14 protein-coding genes are annotated in these 16,388 nt (G+C 45.1%); 1 reads left to right on the plus strand and 13 read right to left on the minus strand.

Features of this window, described 5'->3' with window-relative positions; all coding sequences use genetic code 11:
• Positions 1-26: 26 nt before the first annotated feature.
• On the plus strand, positions 27-413 hold the full coding sequence (locus FTU91_RS03210; protein ID WP_180080926.1) for a carboxymuconolactone decarboxylase family protein: 387 nt from the start codon (positions 27-29) through the stop codon (positions 411-413).
• A gap of 81 nt (positions 414-494) precedes the next feature.
• On the opposite strand, the gene FTU91_RS03215 is transcribed toward FTU91_RS03210, so the two are convergent.
• From FTU91_RS03215 to FTU91_RS03275, 13 genes are all read right to left on the minus strand, one after another.
• On the minus strand, positions 495-1,151 hold the full coding sequence (locus FTU91_RS03215) for an ATP-binding cassette domain-containing protein (RefSeq protein WP_180043093.1): 657 nt from the start codon (positions 1,149-1,151) through the stop codon (positions 495-497).
• Between the two features lies 1 nt (position 1,152).
• On the minus strand, positions 1,153-1,836 hold the full coding sequence (modB, locus tag FTU91_RS03220) for a molybdate ABC transporter permease subunit (RefSeq protein ID WP_180043094.1): 684 nt from the start codon (positions 1,834-1,836) through the stop codon (positions 1,153-1,155).
• Positions 1,837-1,869: 33 nt separating this feature from the next.
• Positions 1,870-2,628, minus strand: a complete 759-nt coding sequence (modA, locus tag FTU91_RS03225) for a molybdate ABC transporter substrate-binding protein (RefSeq protein ID WP_180043095.1) — start codon at positions 2,626-2,628, stop codon at positions 1,870-1,872.
• A gap of 14 nt (positions 2,629-2,642) precedes the next feature.
• Positions 2,643-3,884 (minus strand): molybdopterin molybdotransferase MoeA, encoded by a 1,242-nt coding sequence (locus tag FTU91_RS03230; RefSeq protein ID WP_180043096.1) that lies wholly within the window; start codon positions 3,882-3,884, stop codon positions 2,643-2,645.
• Complete coding sequence (gene moaCB, locus FTU91_RS03235; RefSeq protein WP_131274259.1) at positions 3,881-4,804, minus strand: bifunctional molybdenum cofactor biosynthesis protein MoaC/MoaB; 924 nt, start codon at positions 4,802-4,804, stop codon at positions 3,881-3,883. The genes FTU91_RS03230 and moaCB overlap by 4 nt, the downstream gene beginning before the upstream one ends.
• 84 nt (positions 4,805-4,888) lie before the next feature.
• Positions 4,889-5,422: a molybdenum cofactor biosynthesis protein MoaE gene (locus tag FTU91_RS03240; RefSeq protein WP_180043097.1), complete on the minus strand. Its 534-nt coding sequence runs from the start codon at positions 5,420-5,422 to the stop codon at positions 4,889-4,891.
• 1 nt (position 5,423) lies between these two features.
• Positions 5,424-5,675: a MoaD/ThiS family protein gene (locus tag FTU91_RS03245; protein WP_131274261.1), complete on the minus strand. Its 252-nt coding sequence runs from the start codon at positions 5,673-5,675 to the stop codon at positions 5,424-5,426.
• Position 5,676: 1 nt separating this feature from the next.
• Positions 5,677-6,729: a GTP 3',8-cyclase MoaA gene (moaA, locus tag FTU91_RS03250; RefSeq protein ID WP_180043098.1), complete on the minus strand. Its 1,053-nt coding sequence runs from the start codon at positions 6,727-6,729 to the stop codon at positions 5,677-5,679.
• 133 nt (positions 6,730-6,862) lie between these two features.
• The gene (locus FTU91_RS03255; protein ID WP_180043099.1) at positions 6,863-7,489 is read right to left on the minus strand and encodes a molybdenum cofactor guanylyltransferase; all 627 of its coding nucleotides are present in this window, start codon (positions 7,487-7,489) and stop codon (positions 6,863-6,865) included.
• Positions 7,486-10,266, minus strand: a complete 2,781-nt coding sequence (locus FTU91_RS03260; RefSeq protein WP_180080929.1) for a nitrate reductase — start codon at positions 10,264-10,266, stop codon at positions 7,486-7,488. The genes FTU91_RS03255 and FTU91_RS03260 overlap by 4 nt, the downstream gene beginning before the upstream one ends.
• 274 nt (positions 10,267-10,540) lie before the next feature.
• Complete coding sequence (nirD, locus tag FTU91_RS03265; RefSeq protein WP_180043120.1) at positions 10,541-12,175, minus strand: nitrite reductase small subunit NirD; 1,635 nt, start codon at positions 12,173-12,175, stop codon at positions 10,541-10,543.
• A gap of 20 nt (positions 12,176-12,195) precedes the next feature.
• Positions 12,196-14,742: a nitrite reductase large subunit NirB gene (gene nirB / locus FTU91_RS03270; RefSeq protein ID WP_218944719.1), complete on the minus strand. Its 2,547-nt coding sequence runs from the start codon at positions 14,740-14,742 to the stop codon at positions 12,196-12,198.
• Positions 14,743-14,766: 24 nt separating this feature from the next.
• Positions 14,767-16,113 (minus strand): MFS transporter, encoded by a 1,347-nt coding sequence (locus FTU91_RS03275; RefSeq protein WP_180043101.1) that lies wholly within the window; start codon positions 16,111-16,113, stop codon positions 14,767-14,769.
• Positions 16,114-16,388: the final 275 nt, after the last annotated feature.

Below are 16,388 nucleotides of genomic sequence, written 5' to 3' on the forward strand. Positions count from 1 at the left end.
TTTTATAGACATTCAAAGAGCAAAACATGTCAAAACAAGATTTTGAAAATGGTTTAAAAGTTCGCACCGAAGTCATGGGCGAAGCTTTCGTAAAACGTGCACAGGACAATACGGTACCCTTTACCCAGCCTTTACAGGACTGGATTAATGAACATGCCTGGGGTTCAACCTGGCAACGCGAAGGCGTTCTTCCACGTAAATATCGTTCACTGATCACCATTGCTTTTTTAACCGCACAAAAAAGCCCCACAGAACTTAAGGGACATGTTCGTGGTGCACTCAATAACGGTGCAACAGTAGAAGAAATTCAGGAAGTGTTATTACACAGTTTGCCCTACTGTGGCGCTCCTGCCACCCAGGAAGCCTTTCGTGCTGCACTTGAAGTCATCAATGAATATCAAAAAACTGAATAATATAATTTGATATTTATAGAAATGGTTTAAGCAGTTTAGCATTTAAATTGCTTAGGCTATTTTTATTGTTGACGATCTGATTCAACCGCAATCCATTGAATTGCGCTGTAATTGACCTTGACTTAACTGCAAAGTTTCCGCTTCCAGATATTCCAGTTCTTCGGGATGATGTGTGACATAAATCACTGGCAAATCCAGCTCCTCTTTTATCCGTTTAAAAAACGGTAAAATTTGCTGTTTTAAGCTACGGTCCAGTCCCGTTAAGGGTTCATCCAGAAGCAATAAATGGGGGGAAGATAGCAGTGCCCGCCCAATCGAGACCCGCTGTGCTTCCCCACCAGAAAGCTGATGGGCCTTACGTTGTATCAAGGTGGTCAAATCCAGCAATTCGACAATGTCATCAAACTGGAACTTTCGTTCTGACTTATCTACTAATTTCTCTGCATAGCGTAGATTCTGCTGCACATTCATATGTGGAAACAGCAAGGCATGCTGGAAAATTAAAGCGATTTTGCGCTGATACATCGGGATATGAATATTCTGCCGGGTATCTATTAACAGCTGTTCATTCAACTGGATATAGCCTTGTTGTGGCTTGAGCAAACCCACAATATTTTTTAGCAAGGTACTCTTGCCACTCCCTGATGCTCCGACAATGCCTAACAGTTGCTGCTGCATCTCCAGTTCAACGTTCAGGCTGAAATCACCCTGCTGATAGAGAAAATCACATTTCAACATATCAGGCTCCCAATTTCCGTTGATATTTTTGCAAAATAAAATAGTTCGCAATCAGGGCTGAAAATGCCAGAAATAAAGATAAGACCACCAGCCGCATGGCAAATTCTTCGCCATTGGGTTGTTGCAGCAAGGAATAAATCGCGATTGGAATGGTGCGGGTCTCATCTGGAATATTGCCGACAAAGGTAATGGTGGCACCAAACTCTCCCAGACTTCGGCTAAAACACAGAATGCTCCCGATCAGCATGCCCGGCAGTGCCAAAGGCAGGCTAATACTGCAAAACACCCTGAACGGGCTTGCTCCCAACGAGCCGGCCACCTGTTCTAATTGCCGGTTAATCAATTGAAAAGACAGGCGAATCGGCTGCACCATCAAGGGAAATGCCACAATCATTGATGCCAGTACCGCCCCTTTCCAGTTAAAGGCCAGTTCAATCCCGAGCGCATTCAGATATTGTCCAATCCAGCCTTTATTGCCAAACAGCAGCAACAGTAAATAGCCCAAGACCACAGGCGGCAGCACCATCGGTAATTGCAAACATGCTTCAAGCAAAAATTTCAGCCTGAATTCATGGCGTGCCAATGTCCAGGCCAAAGCCACTGCAAACGGTAAACAGATGACCGTTGCCCAGAAGGCGACTTTTGCGGAAAGATATAAGGCACTCAGTTCTTCGGGACTGAACATTGCGTGGCGATCTCCCTATGGTTGATTTATAGATTAATTCATGCGAAATCCATATTTTTGAAAGATGCTTTTTGCCTGTGAACTGCTTTTCACAAATTTTTCGAACTGCATTGCCTCTGCATTTTTCTCGCCCTGCTTGGTCAAGGCAATCGGATAAATAATGGGATGATGCGAATCTGCGGGAAAAGTTCCGATTATTTTCACTTTCTGGCTAATAAATGCATCCGTTTTATAAACAATGCCTACCTCACACTCACCCCGCTCTACAAAAGCCAAGGCTGAACGAACATCATCCGTTCCTACAATGCGGCTTTTGAGCTGAGCCAGCCAATTCAGCTTGATCAAACTCTGTTTGGCATATTTACCCGCAGGTACTGACTCCATTTGTCCTGTACATAAATGCCCTTTAAAGGCTTGGGCAAAATTAAAATTGGGCTGTGGCTTAAATGCAATATTTAAATTTTTCGGGCTAATGACCACCAGCTGATTGAACAATACGGGCTTGGCCCTATTGTGATGAATGAATTGCTTTTTAATCAGATAATTCATCCAGTCCAGATCTGCAGAGAAAAAGAGGTCACTGCTGGCACCAGCTTCAATCTGTTTGGCAAGTGCTGAGGATGCACCAAATACCGCTACAACATCCGTTTTCGGATGCTGCTTTGCATACAATTTTTTAATGTCGTTAAGGGCATTACTCAGACTGGCTGCTGCGTAGATTTTTACCGTGCCTGCATAGGTAGAGGAAAATGTAACTGACAAACACGCTGCTAAAAACAGGGATTTTTTCATCGATATTTTCCTTCTCAGTGAATAAACAGACCTTGCACGATTTGCCCTTTAGATAATGCAGCTCCCGCAGGAATCCTGACCAGACAATTGGCCTGCATTAAATTGCTCAGCATATGTGACTGCTGTTTGGACAAGCTCCGGACTTTGAGCAGTCCCTGATCAAAACTGGCCGACATTCTTAAAAAACGTTCTCGGCTATCCATTTTTAGCTCATGGGTCAACACGACGCTAAACCAGTCCGGTTGCTGTTTCTGTCCTTGCAAAGCCCTTAACAGGGTTGAAGTATAAATTTGCATGCCTACATAAACTGCTGCCGGATTGCCCGGCAGTCCAAGCAGATAACAACGTGTGCGATCAGGGCGTGTTAATTCTGCAAAGAACATCGGCTTGCCCGGCTTTTGTTTCACTTTCCAGAACAGCTGTTCAAAACCCAAATCGAGGGCTACCGGTCGAATAAAATCATAATCTCCAACGGATACACCACCGGTGGTTAAAATCACATCATGGCTTTCCGATAATTCCTGGATTAAGGCTTTCACGGCATCTTCTGTATCAGCCACATGGAAAATTTCAACCTGCTGTCCTGCATTTTGAAACCAGGCCTGAATCAGGGGAGCATTGGCATCAAAAATTTTTCCTGCTGCAAAATCCTCGATGCTGCTCGCGACTTCATCTCCCGTAATGACCACTGCAACTTGGGGATAGCGAAAAACTTCAACCTTTTGAATGCCTGCCATACTTAAGGAGGCAATTGCACCTACTGAAAGGAACTGTCCTTTGTGGGCCAATAATTGTCCAACCGAAATTTCTTCACCCACATTGCGAATATCGGCATGAGCATGCAGGTTTTCGACTATTGCGATTTTGCCTGAATCGATGAGCTTGACGATTTCCTGACGTGCCACCGTGGTGGTTCCATAGGGAATTTTGGCGCCAGTAAAAATCCGTACGGCTTGCCCTGCCTTAAGTTGTAATTCGGACGAATGTCCGGCTTGAATTTCACCGATCAGTTTAAATTCGCTATGCGGCTCAATGGCAGATTGGGCGCAAATTGCATAGCCATCTACAGCGCTTTGCGAAAATAAGGGCAGATTAATGGCAGAATAAACCTCTTGCGCCAAATAGCGGTTTAAAGCCCCATTTAACTCCAGACTTTCCGTGGCCAGTCCCTGAGTATGCTGCAAAATTAAATCCAGGGCCTGATCTACCGTAATCAGGCCATGCTCTGCTCCACATCCAGACATGATGCTATTCATTGGTACCCCCCTGGATGGGGAATATTTTTCTGGACATCAAATAAATGTACCAATGCCGGCAAGACTGCAATCAACGATTCTTTCGCCCCCTGACGGCTACCCGGTAAAGTCATTACCAGACTGTTATCAATATAACCGGCTACACCGCGACTTAAAGCCGCATAAGGCGTACGCTTTTGGCCAAAACTGCGCGAGGCTTCCATCAGTCCGGGAATTTCACGTTTTAATAAAGGCTGCAGGGTTTCCACGGTTAAATCTTTTGGTCCCAGACCCGTTCCCCCAACGGTTAAAATTAGCGGATAGTCATTTTTTTGCTGTTCAATCAAGGCCAGTAACTGTTCCGGACTGTCAGGAATGACATGGTAAGCAATATCGCTAAAATTGGCTTCCTGCAAAATTTCCCGCACATTCTGTCCTGCCGTATCCGGTTTCTTTCCTGCAGCAACGGTATCGGACAACACAATGATAGACGCAGGCAGCGCTTCTTTTAATACACGGGTAAAATGGGATTTGCCGCCTTTTTTCTTTTGTAACTTGACCTGATCCAGGCATAAATCTTCCGGTTCACAATGCGGTTTCAACATGTCATACAGCGTTAAACCGGCCAGACTGACTGCGGTTAAGGCTTCCATTTCCACCCCGGTCGGACCGATGGTTTCTACGGTTGCAATAATCTCGACATGGGCATCGAACAGTTCATATTCCACATCGGCACGGTAAATCGGCAGCGGATGACACAGTGGAATCAGCTCATCGGTGCGTTTCGCAGCTAAAATGCCTGCTATCCGTGCTGTCTTCAAGGCATCGCCTTTTTCAGTATTGCCTTGACGTAATAATTCAATGCAATGTGGCGGTGCATGCAAAATCCCTGTGGCTACTGCAGTCCGGTAACTTTCTGCTTTCATCCCGACATTTTTCATTGCATATTTCCTGAATTCATTTTTACTTTAAATATTGCTGTTGACTGACATCTACCCGGGTTCACTCAGTAGATGAAACTGTTTTTAATGATGGCAATGGGCATGATCACCGTGTGCAGGTTGTTTATCTGCATATTGTTTATCTGCATGATGATGGACATGCACCTGCTCCGCTGTATCTTTACGGATACAGCAGCCTTCTACATATTGACTGCTGCCATCCAGATAAAATTCCTCTTTCCATACCGGAACTTCATGTTTGACCCGTTCCACCGCTTCTTCACAGGCAGCAAAGGCTTCGCGGCGATGGGCCGCATAGGCCATGGCAATAATGGCTTTTTCACCAATAGCCAAAGCCCCAATCCGGTGAATCACCCGAACATAGGACACCGCATATTTGGCCTGAATCTCCTGTTCGATCTGACGGATCATTTTTTCCGCCACGGGTGCATAGGCGGTATATTTCAGCGCTTTAACCGCTTTACCTTCATGATGATTACGCACGGTTCCGATGAATACGCCAATTCCCCCACACTCGGGAAAATGTTCGATCGGGTCAAAACTGTCCAAGCTTAAGGCAGTATCCTGAATTCTGCAAAATGTTTTCAATAACGTCATTTCAGCCTCCTGCCACTGGCGATAACAGCACTAGCCTGCTGTCGATGCTTAATTGCGTCTGGCGTGAAATAATGTCTTCACCGATGGCACAGGCACAGCGTTCAATCATGGCAAACGCTGCCGGATAATCTTGCCCTACTTGAGCCAGTACCTGAGCAACCGTGCTGTATGGGCTACACATCATTTCCAGATTTTCCGGTAACTGGCGTTCTACCGCACCAAAGGCCTCAATTTTAATTTTGATCTGTGGCATCTTAACCTCCTATCATGTGCATGCTGATTTTTCGGCTGCTTTTATTCATGCGCTGATTTTCCAAACGTTGTGCTATGGCGTGATAACCTGATTCTTTGTTCCAGATATATTTTGATAACACGGCATGCAAACTCAGCACACTCAAAGGCTCAGAACAACCCAGGGCTTTAATTTCAGTTTTTAGATTCAGGCCTTGAGGAGCAAACAGGCAATTATAAAATTCACCCTGTGCGGTTAAGCGGACACGATCGCAAGTTCCACAAAATGAATTGGTGATGGTGGATATGATTCCAAGCGGATGGCCATCCATAAAATACTGTCGTGCCGGCTCTGAACTGGAGCGTGATAAATCACCTGGCTGTTGAATTACAGTAAATTCAGTACTCAGGCTATCTAAAATCTGCTGTTCGCTGACCACATGTTCTGATGACCATTTACGGTCACCATCCAGGGGCATAAATTCGATAAAACGCAGCATAATTTTTTGCTGAACCGACCAGCGTGCCAAAGGCAGAATTTGATTGTCATTGATCCCGTTCATCAATACACAATTGATCTTGATTGGCAGACCTACCGCTTGTGCTGCATGAATTCCTTCCAGTACGGGAGATAACTCTTTTTGTGTCAGCTGTTTAAATTGATGTGCATCCAGACTGTCTAAACTGATATTTAAATCATCCAGTCCGGCCTGTTTTAAAGCCTGTGCATATTGTCCAAGATAATGCGCATTGGTAGTCATGGAAATGCGTTTTAAACCCAGCTTTTTTAGCTGTTGTAGTTGTGCAATAAAATGCACCACGCCTTGACGCATTAAAGGTTCGCCACCGGTAATGCGAATAGATTCGATGCCACGACGCACCATAAAATCACAAAAATGATAAAGCTGTTCAAAACTGAGCAAATCGTGTTTTTTCATCCATTCAGGGTGTTCCGGCATGCAATAGATACACTTGAAATTACAGCGATCGGTCACTGAAATTCGTAATTTGCGCTTGCTGCGACCAAACTGATCGACAAAACGCGCTTCGGTTTCAAGTTCTGTCATCATATTCATGTTGAACATCCATCTTCGAGCAACTTCCTGTTACCGCACAGCAATTGTGCGCAAGATTTAAAGTGCCCAATCTTGTTATTGTTAGAATTGCAATAAGTGTTCCAAGTTTGTGCCAAAGGCAAAAGATTCAGTTTTAATGCAGAAATTTAAGTTGTTGATGCTGCTGTAGCTCATCCAGTGAATTAATGCTGTGAAAAAACAGGGCACGATTTTTAAAACTTGCCACTTGAGCGTGCAAGTCGGCAAAACAGTGTTTTAGACTGCGCTGTTTTTGTTCGAGATGACTGATGAAGGTAGGTAGACTACTGCGTTTAAGCAGACAAAATGGATAGAGTGCCTTGCCGTTGATTTCCACATAAGCCACCTCTGCCAGACTGTTTTTGGCCAAAGCTTGATGCAACTTGAGTAGAACTCGTGAAGGGATATAGGTCACATCACAAGGGACAAATAGCACATAGTCGGCCTGTACATGTGCCCAGGCACTTTTCATGCCCATCAGTGGACCTAAAAAGCCGCTCTCATCATCCTGATAGCAATCAATACTGGGAATGATTTTCTGGTAAATCGAATCATCCCGGTGACTGTTAATCCAGACATGTGCCACATCGGATTTTAGCTGTTGATGGATTTTGATCAGTTGAATCTGGTCATCAAATTTCTGCAACAGCTTATTGATGCCATTCATGCGCCGTGCCTGCCCCCCGGCTAAAATCACCAGATCGGTGCTCGGATAAACAGCATTTTTTAAGGTTTTTCTCATTCTACCGCCTCCATTTGACAGGCTTTAATCAGACCACGAATTTCAGGCAGACATGAACCACAGTTACCGCCCGCTTTTAAACAGGCAGTGACCTGTTTTTCATTGGTTATATTTTTTTCTTTAATGGTTTCAATAATGCGGTTTTTACCCACCTTAAAACAGCTACATACCAATGGACCTTCATTATTTGCCATCGACATCGGTTGTCCGGCAAGTAATGCCTTGCGGTGCATGGCACTTAAACGTTCACGTTTAAACAGGCTGGCGACCCAGTCACGATCAGGCAATAAAGCCTTGGGAGCAATATATAGGCTAGCAATCAAATGCCCATCTTTCAGCACCACACTGTGACTGATATGGGCAGTCTGATCTTCAATATTCAGCCATTCAAAACTTTCATCCTGAAATGGTAATAGCTCTTTTAACTGCTCTGTGGTCTGGGTAAATTTTTTACGGTCGGCCAGTTCATAACGCACAGCCTTGGCGGTGATGATTTTGGTCCACCACACCATATTCTGAATGGATGATTGCACAATCTTTTCAAAGCCCTGACGTACATAGAGGACGCCTTGCCACTGATTGTAAAATGGCTGGATGATGACTGGGGTATGCTTAAATTCAGGCTCACCGGAAATGGCATCCACCACCGGATTGACTACTTTGCCAATCCGTGCATCGGACGCGACCTGGTCATTCCAGTGAATCGGTGCAAAAACCTGTCCACGACGGATGTTGTCACTGACTGTGGCGCGTAATATACAACTCCCCCATTTCGATTTGACTTCCACCAGCTCGCCATCTTTGGCCCCGTATTTCAAGGCATCATGTGGATGGATTTCACAAAATGGCTCTGCGCGATGACTACTTAAATTGGCAGATAAACTGGTACGGCTCATGGTGTGCCACTGGTCACGAATCCGCCCGGTATTCAGCACCAAAGGAAATTCGCTACACACCTGATTGACGGGATTAACTGCGCTAATGGCAATAAATTGGGCTTTGCCATCCGCATGACTAAACTGACCTTTGGAATAAAGTCGCGCTACACAACCATCTGCCTGATGTTTAGTCCAGACCGGCCATTGCACCGGTTTTAGGTCATCATATTGATTAAAGGTTAAATCTGTTAAGCCGTTTAAATTAAAATAGCGGAAATATGGCGTTATATCGCACTGGCTTAAATCTGCATTTTGATGTGCCGATAAACGGGCATGTTCCAGAAAAATGTCATGGCTATTGTTAAAATCAAAACCGCTAAAGCCCATGCGTTTTGCGACCTGACTGATCGCCCACCAGTCGGCTTTAGCCTGTTCTGGCTCTTCTAAAAATGCACGCTGTCTGGAAATACGGCGTTCAGAATTGGTGACTGTACCATCTTTTTCACCCCAGCCTAAAGCCGGTAACAGCACGTCGGCATATTGTGTAGTGTCGGTGTCTTGGCAAATGTCGGACACCACCACAAATTCACACTTGTCTAAGGCACGTTTGACCTGATCGGCATCGGGTAAGCTCACCACCGGATTGGTGGCCATAATCCAGATGGCTTTAATTTTGCCACTTTCTACCGCATGGAATAGATCAACCGCCTTAAACCCAGCCTGCTTGGCGATATAGGGACTTTGCCAGAAGTTTTGCACCAGCTGTTGATGGTTTTCATTTTCCAGCTCTAAATGTGCTGCCAGCATATTGGCCAATCCACCGACTTCACGACCGCCCATCGCATTCGGCTGACCAGTCATGGAAAATGGCGCTGCACCGAGCTTGCCAATTTTTCCGGTGAATAAATGGCAGTTGATTATGCTATTGGCTTTATTTACCCCTTGTGAAGACTGATTCACCCCCATGGAAAACAGAGTCATTACTTTTTCAGTTTGGGCAAATTTCTGATAAAAAACTTGCAGTTTTTCCAGTGAAATACCGGTACGTACCACGACATCTTCAATGGACGATTCAGTTTGGCTGTGGATCAAAGCTTGCTCTAAGCCGTGGGTATGTGCAGCAATAAAATCTGGGGCAGCATGACCATTTTGCGATAGATATTGCAATAAGCCGTTAAATAACTTGACATCCTGCCCCGGTAAAATCGGCAAATGTAAGTCTGCTGCTTCACAGGTGCTGGTAAAGCGCGGATCAATCACCACCACAAACAGATCACGTTGCTCTTTGGCTTGCATGATGCGTTGATACAATACCGGATGACACCATGCGGTATTGGAACCCACCAGCACCACCATGTCGGTATGTTCAAAATCTTCATAGCTTGCCGGTACAATATCTTCACCGAAAGCACGTTTATGTGCCGCAACTGCGGAAGACATGCAGAGTCGTGAATTGGTATCGATATTGGCTGTACCGAGGTAACCTTTAACGAACTTATTCACTACGTAATAGTCTTCCGTCAGCAATTGCCCGGACACATAAAAGGCAATACTGTCACGACCATATTGATCAATGCATTGCTGAAACTTATTGGCAATTAAATCCGTTGCAGTATTCCAATCGGTCTTTTCACGCTGATTTTTTCTGCCCAGCATAGGATAAAGAACGCGTGTTTCAAGCCCCAGGGTATCGGCCAGATTACTGCCTTTAATGCACAGTTTCCCGTAGTTGGATGGATGATTAACATCCCCTGCAACCGACACTTTTTGCCCTAAAGCAGTGTCCTGCACAGTCGCAGTGACACCACAACCTACCCCACAATAGGGACAGGTGGTATTGGTGATTTTGGTATTTATTTCTGTGGAGCTATGCAGTTCCATAACGGGAATACTATTCATGGATGCTCCTTTCTATCGAATAAATTCACTTGAATAATTTCTTCTATTTTCCAAGCTATCTAAATCTTTAGAGTTCACGTAAGCATGTATTCTGTCGAGGTGGCATGGATGCCACCGTTTCCCATCATTACAGGACGTAATGTATGGGAAACAAAGATTTTTGTTACTTTTGATCTTTCAAAAGTAAGATCATGCCTACGCAATTACTCTTTACTTATTAGTGCAAAGTGTGGCTGTGCAAATATTTAAAATTGAACAAATACCACTTATGTGATTAGCCTGCTTTCTTTAATGCAAAATCTTTACCAAAAAGCAATTTATTACGAATATTACTGATTGGCGTTTGATCAGAAATCAGTTCTGCATACCAGGTACCATCTTCAGTATCACCAAACAGCACTGCACCAATGACTTTATCTTTTTGAATAATAATGCGTTTATAAATCTGACGTTTTTCATCATTCAAGATAATGTCTTCGTAATCGTCCTGTGGTTCACCATTTTCTAAATCAATTCGACCCGCTGAAAATACATCACAGCCACTGACCTTGAGCTGCGTTGGAACTGTCGGTGCTTTAAAAGTTAAGCTGCCGTGTTCGGCCAGATGTGAGGCACAAATAAAGGCTTGACCCCAAAGTGGTTCAACCAGACCGAAGGTTTGATTACGGTGCTCAATACATTCACCCACCGCATAAATACTCGGATCAAAGGTTTGCATGGTGTCATTCACCATCACACCACGGTTACAACGTAAGCCGGCACTTTGCGCCAATGCCATATTCGGACGGATGCCCACAGCAAAAACCACCAGATCAGCATCCAGCACCGTTCCATCTTTCAGCTTGATTTGGGTGACATGACCCTCTTCGCCAATCAGTTGTTCGGTATTGGCTTGAGTCATGATGTTGATGCCCTTGGCTTCAATACTTTGTTTTAACAGGCTGCTTGCACGACTATCCAATTGACGTTCCATAATCCGGTCCATCAAATGCAAAACTGTCACATTCATGCCGCGTTGTTTCAGACCATAAGCCGCTTCAAGCCCAAGCAGACCGCCACCAATCACCACGGCATTCTGTTTAGATTTGCAGTAATCCAGCATGGTATTGACATCATAGATATCGCGGAAACTGATCACGCCCTTTAAGTCCGAACCTGGAATAGGCGGGACAAAGGGTTTGGAACCTGTTGCCAGAATTAGACGATCATAATCCACCACCAAGCCTTTTTCGGTATAGACCTGCTTACGTGGACGGTCAATTTTCACCGCAGCATCACCGGCAATAAAGCGAATGTTTTTATCGCTATACCAGGCATGTGGATGCAGCATGATGTCATCAATGGTTTTATCGCCAGATAACACCGGTGAAAGCATGATGCGGTTATAGTTGCCCCACGGCTCTTCGCCAATGACCGTCACTTCATAACGTTCAGGTGCCATATCCAGTAAGTCTTCCAGACAGCGCATACCCGCCAGACCATTACCTACCAACACCAGTTTCATCTTTTCTTGGGAAGTGCCGTTATTGGTGATATAGGTTTTTTGCGGTGTAGGACTGATCCAGACCTTGCCATTTTCAATCTTGCTTGGGAAAACCAGTAACTTTTGATCTTTATCTTCCAGACAACGTCCGGTGGCCAGACTGAAATGCTGCTTGTAGATGGGAGATGCCACTACACGCTCACCCTGCAAATCGCCAATGATGCCGCGCGACATGACAAAAGCCTGACTAAACGGATCTTGATTGCTCAAGGCATAGACGCGTTTTTCATTACCGACACGGAAAATGGCAATTTGCTGATTTTCAATTAATGCACCTACACCGGTATTCGGGGTAATGTCATCCAGTGCACAAATTTCCAGCCATTCCAGCTCATTGGTTTTATTCATTTCTTTTAAAATTGTCATCATCTTTCTCCTTTATTCTTTTAAGCTTCAACAACAGGAATACGCATCACATCACGTTCAGCCTCGGTTTTTGGACGGATTTGCCCGCGCACCTCGGCGAATTGAATGTGTGGATCATTTTGTTGTTCAACTTTTGCATTGATAAAGGTTACGAAGCGTTTACGGACTTCCGGATCTTCCACCGCGGTACGCCATTCATCTTGATAGGTGCCGACCACATGGTTCATACGGCGTTCCAGTTCAGCAGCCAGACCCAGTGAGTCATTTACCACCACATCTTTTAAATAATCTAGACCGCCTTCCAGGTTGTCACGCCATACCGAAGTACGTTGCAAACGGTCTGCAGTTTGGATATAGAACATAAAGAAGCGGTCGATATAACGGATTAGAGTTTGCGTATCCAGATCCGATGCCAGCAATTCCGCGTGGCGTGGTTTCATGCCGCCATTACCGCAGACATACAGGTTCCAGCCTTTTTCTGTAGCAATCACCCCAACATCTTTACTTTGTGCTTCGGCACATTCACGGGTACAGCCCGACACCGCCATTTTCAGTTTGTGTGGTGAACGCAGACCTTTGTAACGGTTTTCCAGGAAGATGGCCAAACCGACTGAGTCATCCACCCCATAACGGCACCAGGTACTGCCGACGCAAGATTTCACGGTACGCAATGATTTACCGTAAGCATGTCCTGACTCAAAACCGGCATTGATCAGTTTCTCCCAGATTTCAGGCAGCTGATGCACTTGTGCACCAAACATGTCGACCCGTTGTCCACCGGTGAGTTTAGTATATAAACCGTATTCTTTGGCAATTTGACCGATTGCAATCAGGCCCTCTGGAGTGACTTCACCTCCAGCCATTCGCGGTACAACCGAGTAAGAGCCATCTTTTTGAACATTACCCAGATAATAGTCATTACTGTCTTGCAACCCTGCATGGCTTGGCTTCAATACAAAGTCATTCCAGCAGGAGGCTAAAATATTGGCTGCAGTCGGTTTACAGATATCACAACCTAGACCGTGACCATGTTGTCCGATCAAATCATCAAAGGTTTTGATTTCATTGACCCGCACCAGGTGATACAGCTCCTGGCGTGAATAGGCAAAGTGTTCGCAAAGGTGATTGTTTACAGTCACCCCTTGACGTTGCAATTCAGATTTCAATACTTGAGTGACTAAAGGTGCACATCCGCCACAAGCCGTTGCCGCTTTAGTACATTTTTTCAAGGCACCCAGCGAGGTTGAACCATCAGCGATAGCACTGCAAATATCGGCTTTAGAGACGTTATTACATGAACAGATGGTGGCACTATCTGGAAGCAGATCCACACCGCTACCACCCGCTTTGGCCGTAGATTGCGCATAGCCTGGCATGATCAGGCTTTCCGGATTTTCTGGAATTTCCAATCCATTCAGCATCATTTGCAGCAGGTCGTTATATTCTTTGGCACAGCCCACCAGAACAGCACCGAGTAGCTTGGTTTTTTCCGCATTCACCACGATTTTTTTATAAATCATGGCATCTTCATCTGCATAGAAATAACTTAAGGCATTTGGCGTCATGGCATGCGCATCACCCACCGATGCCACATCTACCCCCATCAGTTTGAGCTTGGTGCTCATGTCTGCGCCGGTAAATGAATTGCAAGCCTGATCCATGACATGTTTGGCTGCAATACGTGCCATGTCATAGCCCGGAGCCACCAGACCATAAATTTTGTTTTGCCACAGTGCACATTCACCAATCGCGTAAATGTCAGCATCAGAAGTCTGGCAATAATCATTGATGACAATACCGCCACGCTCACCCAGCGCCAAGCCGCTTTGACGCGCCAATTCATCACGTGGGCGAATCCCCGCAGAGAATAAAACGATATCGGTTTCAAGTTCAGAACCATCGCCAAACTTCATCACATGCGTGGTATTTTCACCGGCTTCGATGCATTGTGTAGCTTTTTGGGTATGAACTTTCACACCCAGATTTTCGATTTTTGCACGTAAAACCTTACCGCCTAAATCATCAATTTGTACCGCCATTAAACGGGGTGCAAATTCGACCACATGGGTTTCAAGATCCAGATCACGCAAGGCTTTCGCAGCTTCCAAACCGAGTAAACCACCACCAATCACCACGCCGGTTTTGGCATTTAAACTCGTGGCACGAATGGCATCTAGGTCTTCAATAGTACGGTAAACAAAGCAGTTTTCACGCTCATTCCCTGGAATAGGAGGAACAAAAGCATATGAACCAGTTGCCAGCACCAGTTTGTCATATGCAATGACTTCGCCATGATTGGTGGTAACGGTTTTATTCAGAGTATCTATTGCAATAGCTTTGGTGCTTAAACGCAGATCAATACCATAGGCATCGGCAAAATCCGCACGACATAAAGTTAAGTCTTTGGCTGATTTACCAGTGAAATATTCGGTTAAATGCACACGGTCATAAGCTAAACGTGGTTCTTCTGCCAGAATCGTGATTTCAACCTCGTCACCTGCATGTTCAAGAACCGATTCAATGAACTTGTGCCCTACCATACCGTGACCAATCATGACTAATTTCATATCAATTCTCCTTAATCCCTTTGCTTAACCTTGCGCCATGTTGTTGCGTTCAAGCACTGCATCTTCAAACAGTTTTTGTTCTTTCTGTTTATGCTCAACCGAGAAGCGAATCATCAGTACAAAGCTTGCTGCAATCACCACCAGTCCACCTAGAGCCATCAGGCAGGTTTGAATATCCAGCATGCCTTTCAGTAAGAAACCTGCTGCCACTGCACCGACGTTACCGCCTGCGCCAATGATGCCAGCAACACCACCCAAAGCATCACGGTCAATGAAAGGCACCAAGGCATAGGTGGCACCACAGGCCATGTGGGTAAACAGTGCAAAAACTGTCATGACCAGAATTGCGAGAACTGCGGTATTCATTTGAGAGAACAAGATCAGGAACAGGCCTTCCATCAAGATCATGCCGAACAGCACTTTGGTACGACCATCCAGGCCTTTTTTAATTGCGACTTTGTCCGAGACAATGCCACCTAAAGCACGGGCAAACAGCGCCAGTAAACCGAAGATCCCTGCTGCCAGTCCTGCTTCTTTGAGGCCAAAGCTAAAGTGTTCAACGTAGTACATCGCCACAATGTTATGAATGAAGATTTCAATACCGAAACACGCAGCATAAGCACCAAATAAAATCCAGACCCGGTAGTTACGTGCAGCGTGCATCAGAATCGCCATGCCGCCTTTTTTATCGCTACCAACTTGAATGCCTTGTGCACGAAGTTCTTTAAAGTTGCCTTGTGGACAGTCCTGGGTGAATTTCCAGTACATTGCACCGACAATCAGCATCATCAAACCTGGAACAATGAGCGCAATTCTCCAGCCCATCGCCTGTTCAACACCAAACATCACCAAGGCAGCAAGCATTAACGGCATCAAGGCTTGAGTTGCACCACCACCCGCATTCCCCCAACCTGCTGATGCAGCATTGGCAGTCCCGACCACATTCGGAGCGAACATAATACTGGTGTGATATTGCGTGATCACGAAGCTGGCACCAATGGCACCAATCAATAAGCGGAAGAAAAGGAAAGATTCATAGCTGTTGGCAGAGGCCACACCAAAGACAGGAATACTGCCGATAATCAGTAATGCGGTATAGGTTTTGCGTGGGCCATACTTATCACATAAAGGCCCGACAATCAGACGAACTAAAATAGTAATTGCGACTGCGGCAATATTAATATTGGCAATTTGATCTTTAGTAAGATGAAATTCACCGGCAATGACAGGCATGAGTGGGGCACAGGCAAACCAGGCAAAGAAACAGACAAAAAATGCGAGCCAACTCATATGGAAGGCCCGCATTGCTGCGCTACTGAAATTGAAAAGACTTATTTTTGTTGCTTTTTTAGCATTTAAATTTGAAGACATAGCCCTCTCCTTCCTGAACTGAACGTATTGTTTTATCTGTCATGCAGATAGCTGCACAGCAGATTCGATCAGAACGGACGTCTTTGGCCGTCTTACAATTTTTGGAGTCGTCTTTGACTCACAAGAGATATAGCAATGCGCGTGCCAATAACTCAGAGAAAACTATAAGTTTATATTTTTTATCATTTTTAATTTTTATTTATAATTTTTCAATGCCAGTAATGGTCTGCTTCTCTATTTTTAACTATGACCTCCTGACTCAGCTCAACAATGAT

The sequence above is a fragment of the Acinetobacter sp. YH12201 genome (genome assembly GCF_013418145.1).
GTDB lineage: Bacteria > Pseudomonadota > Gammaproteobacteria > Pseudomonadales > Moraxellaceae > Acinetobacter.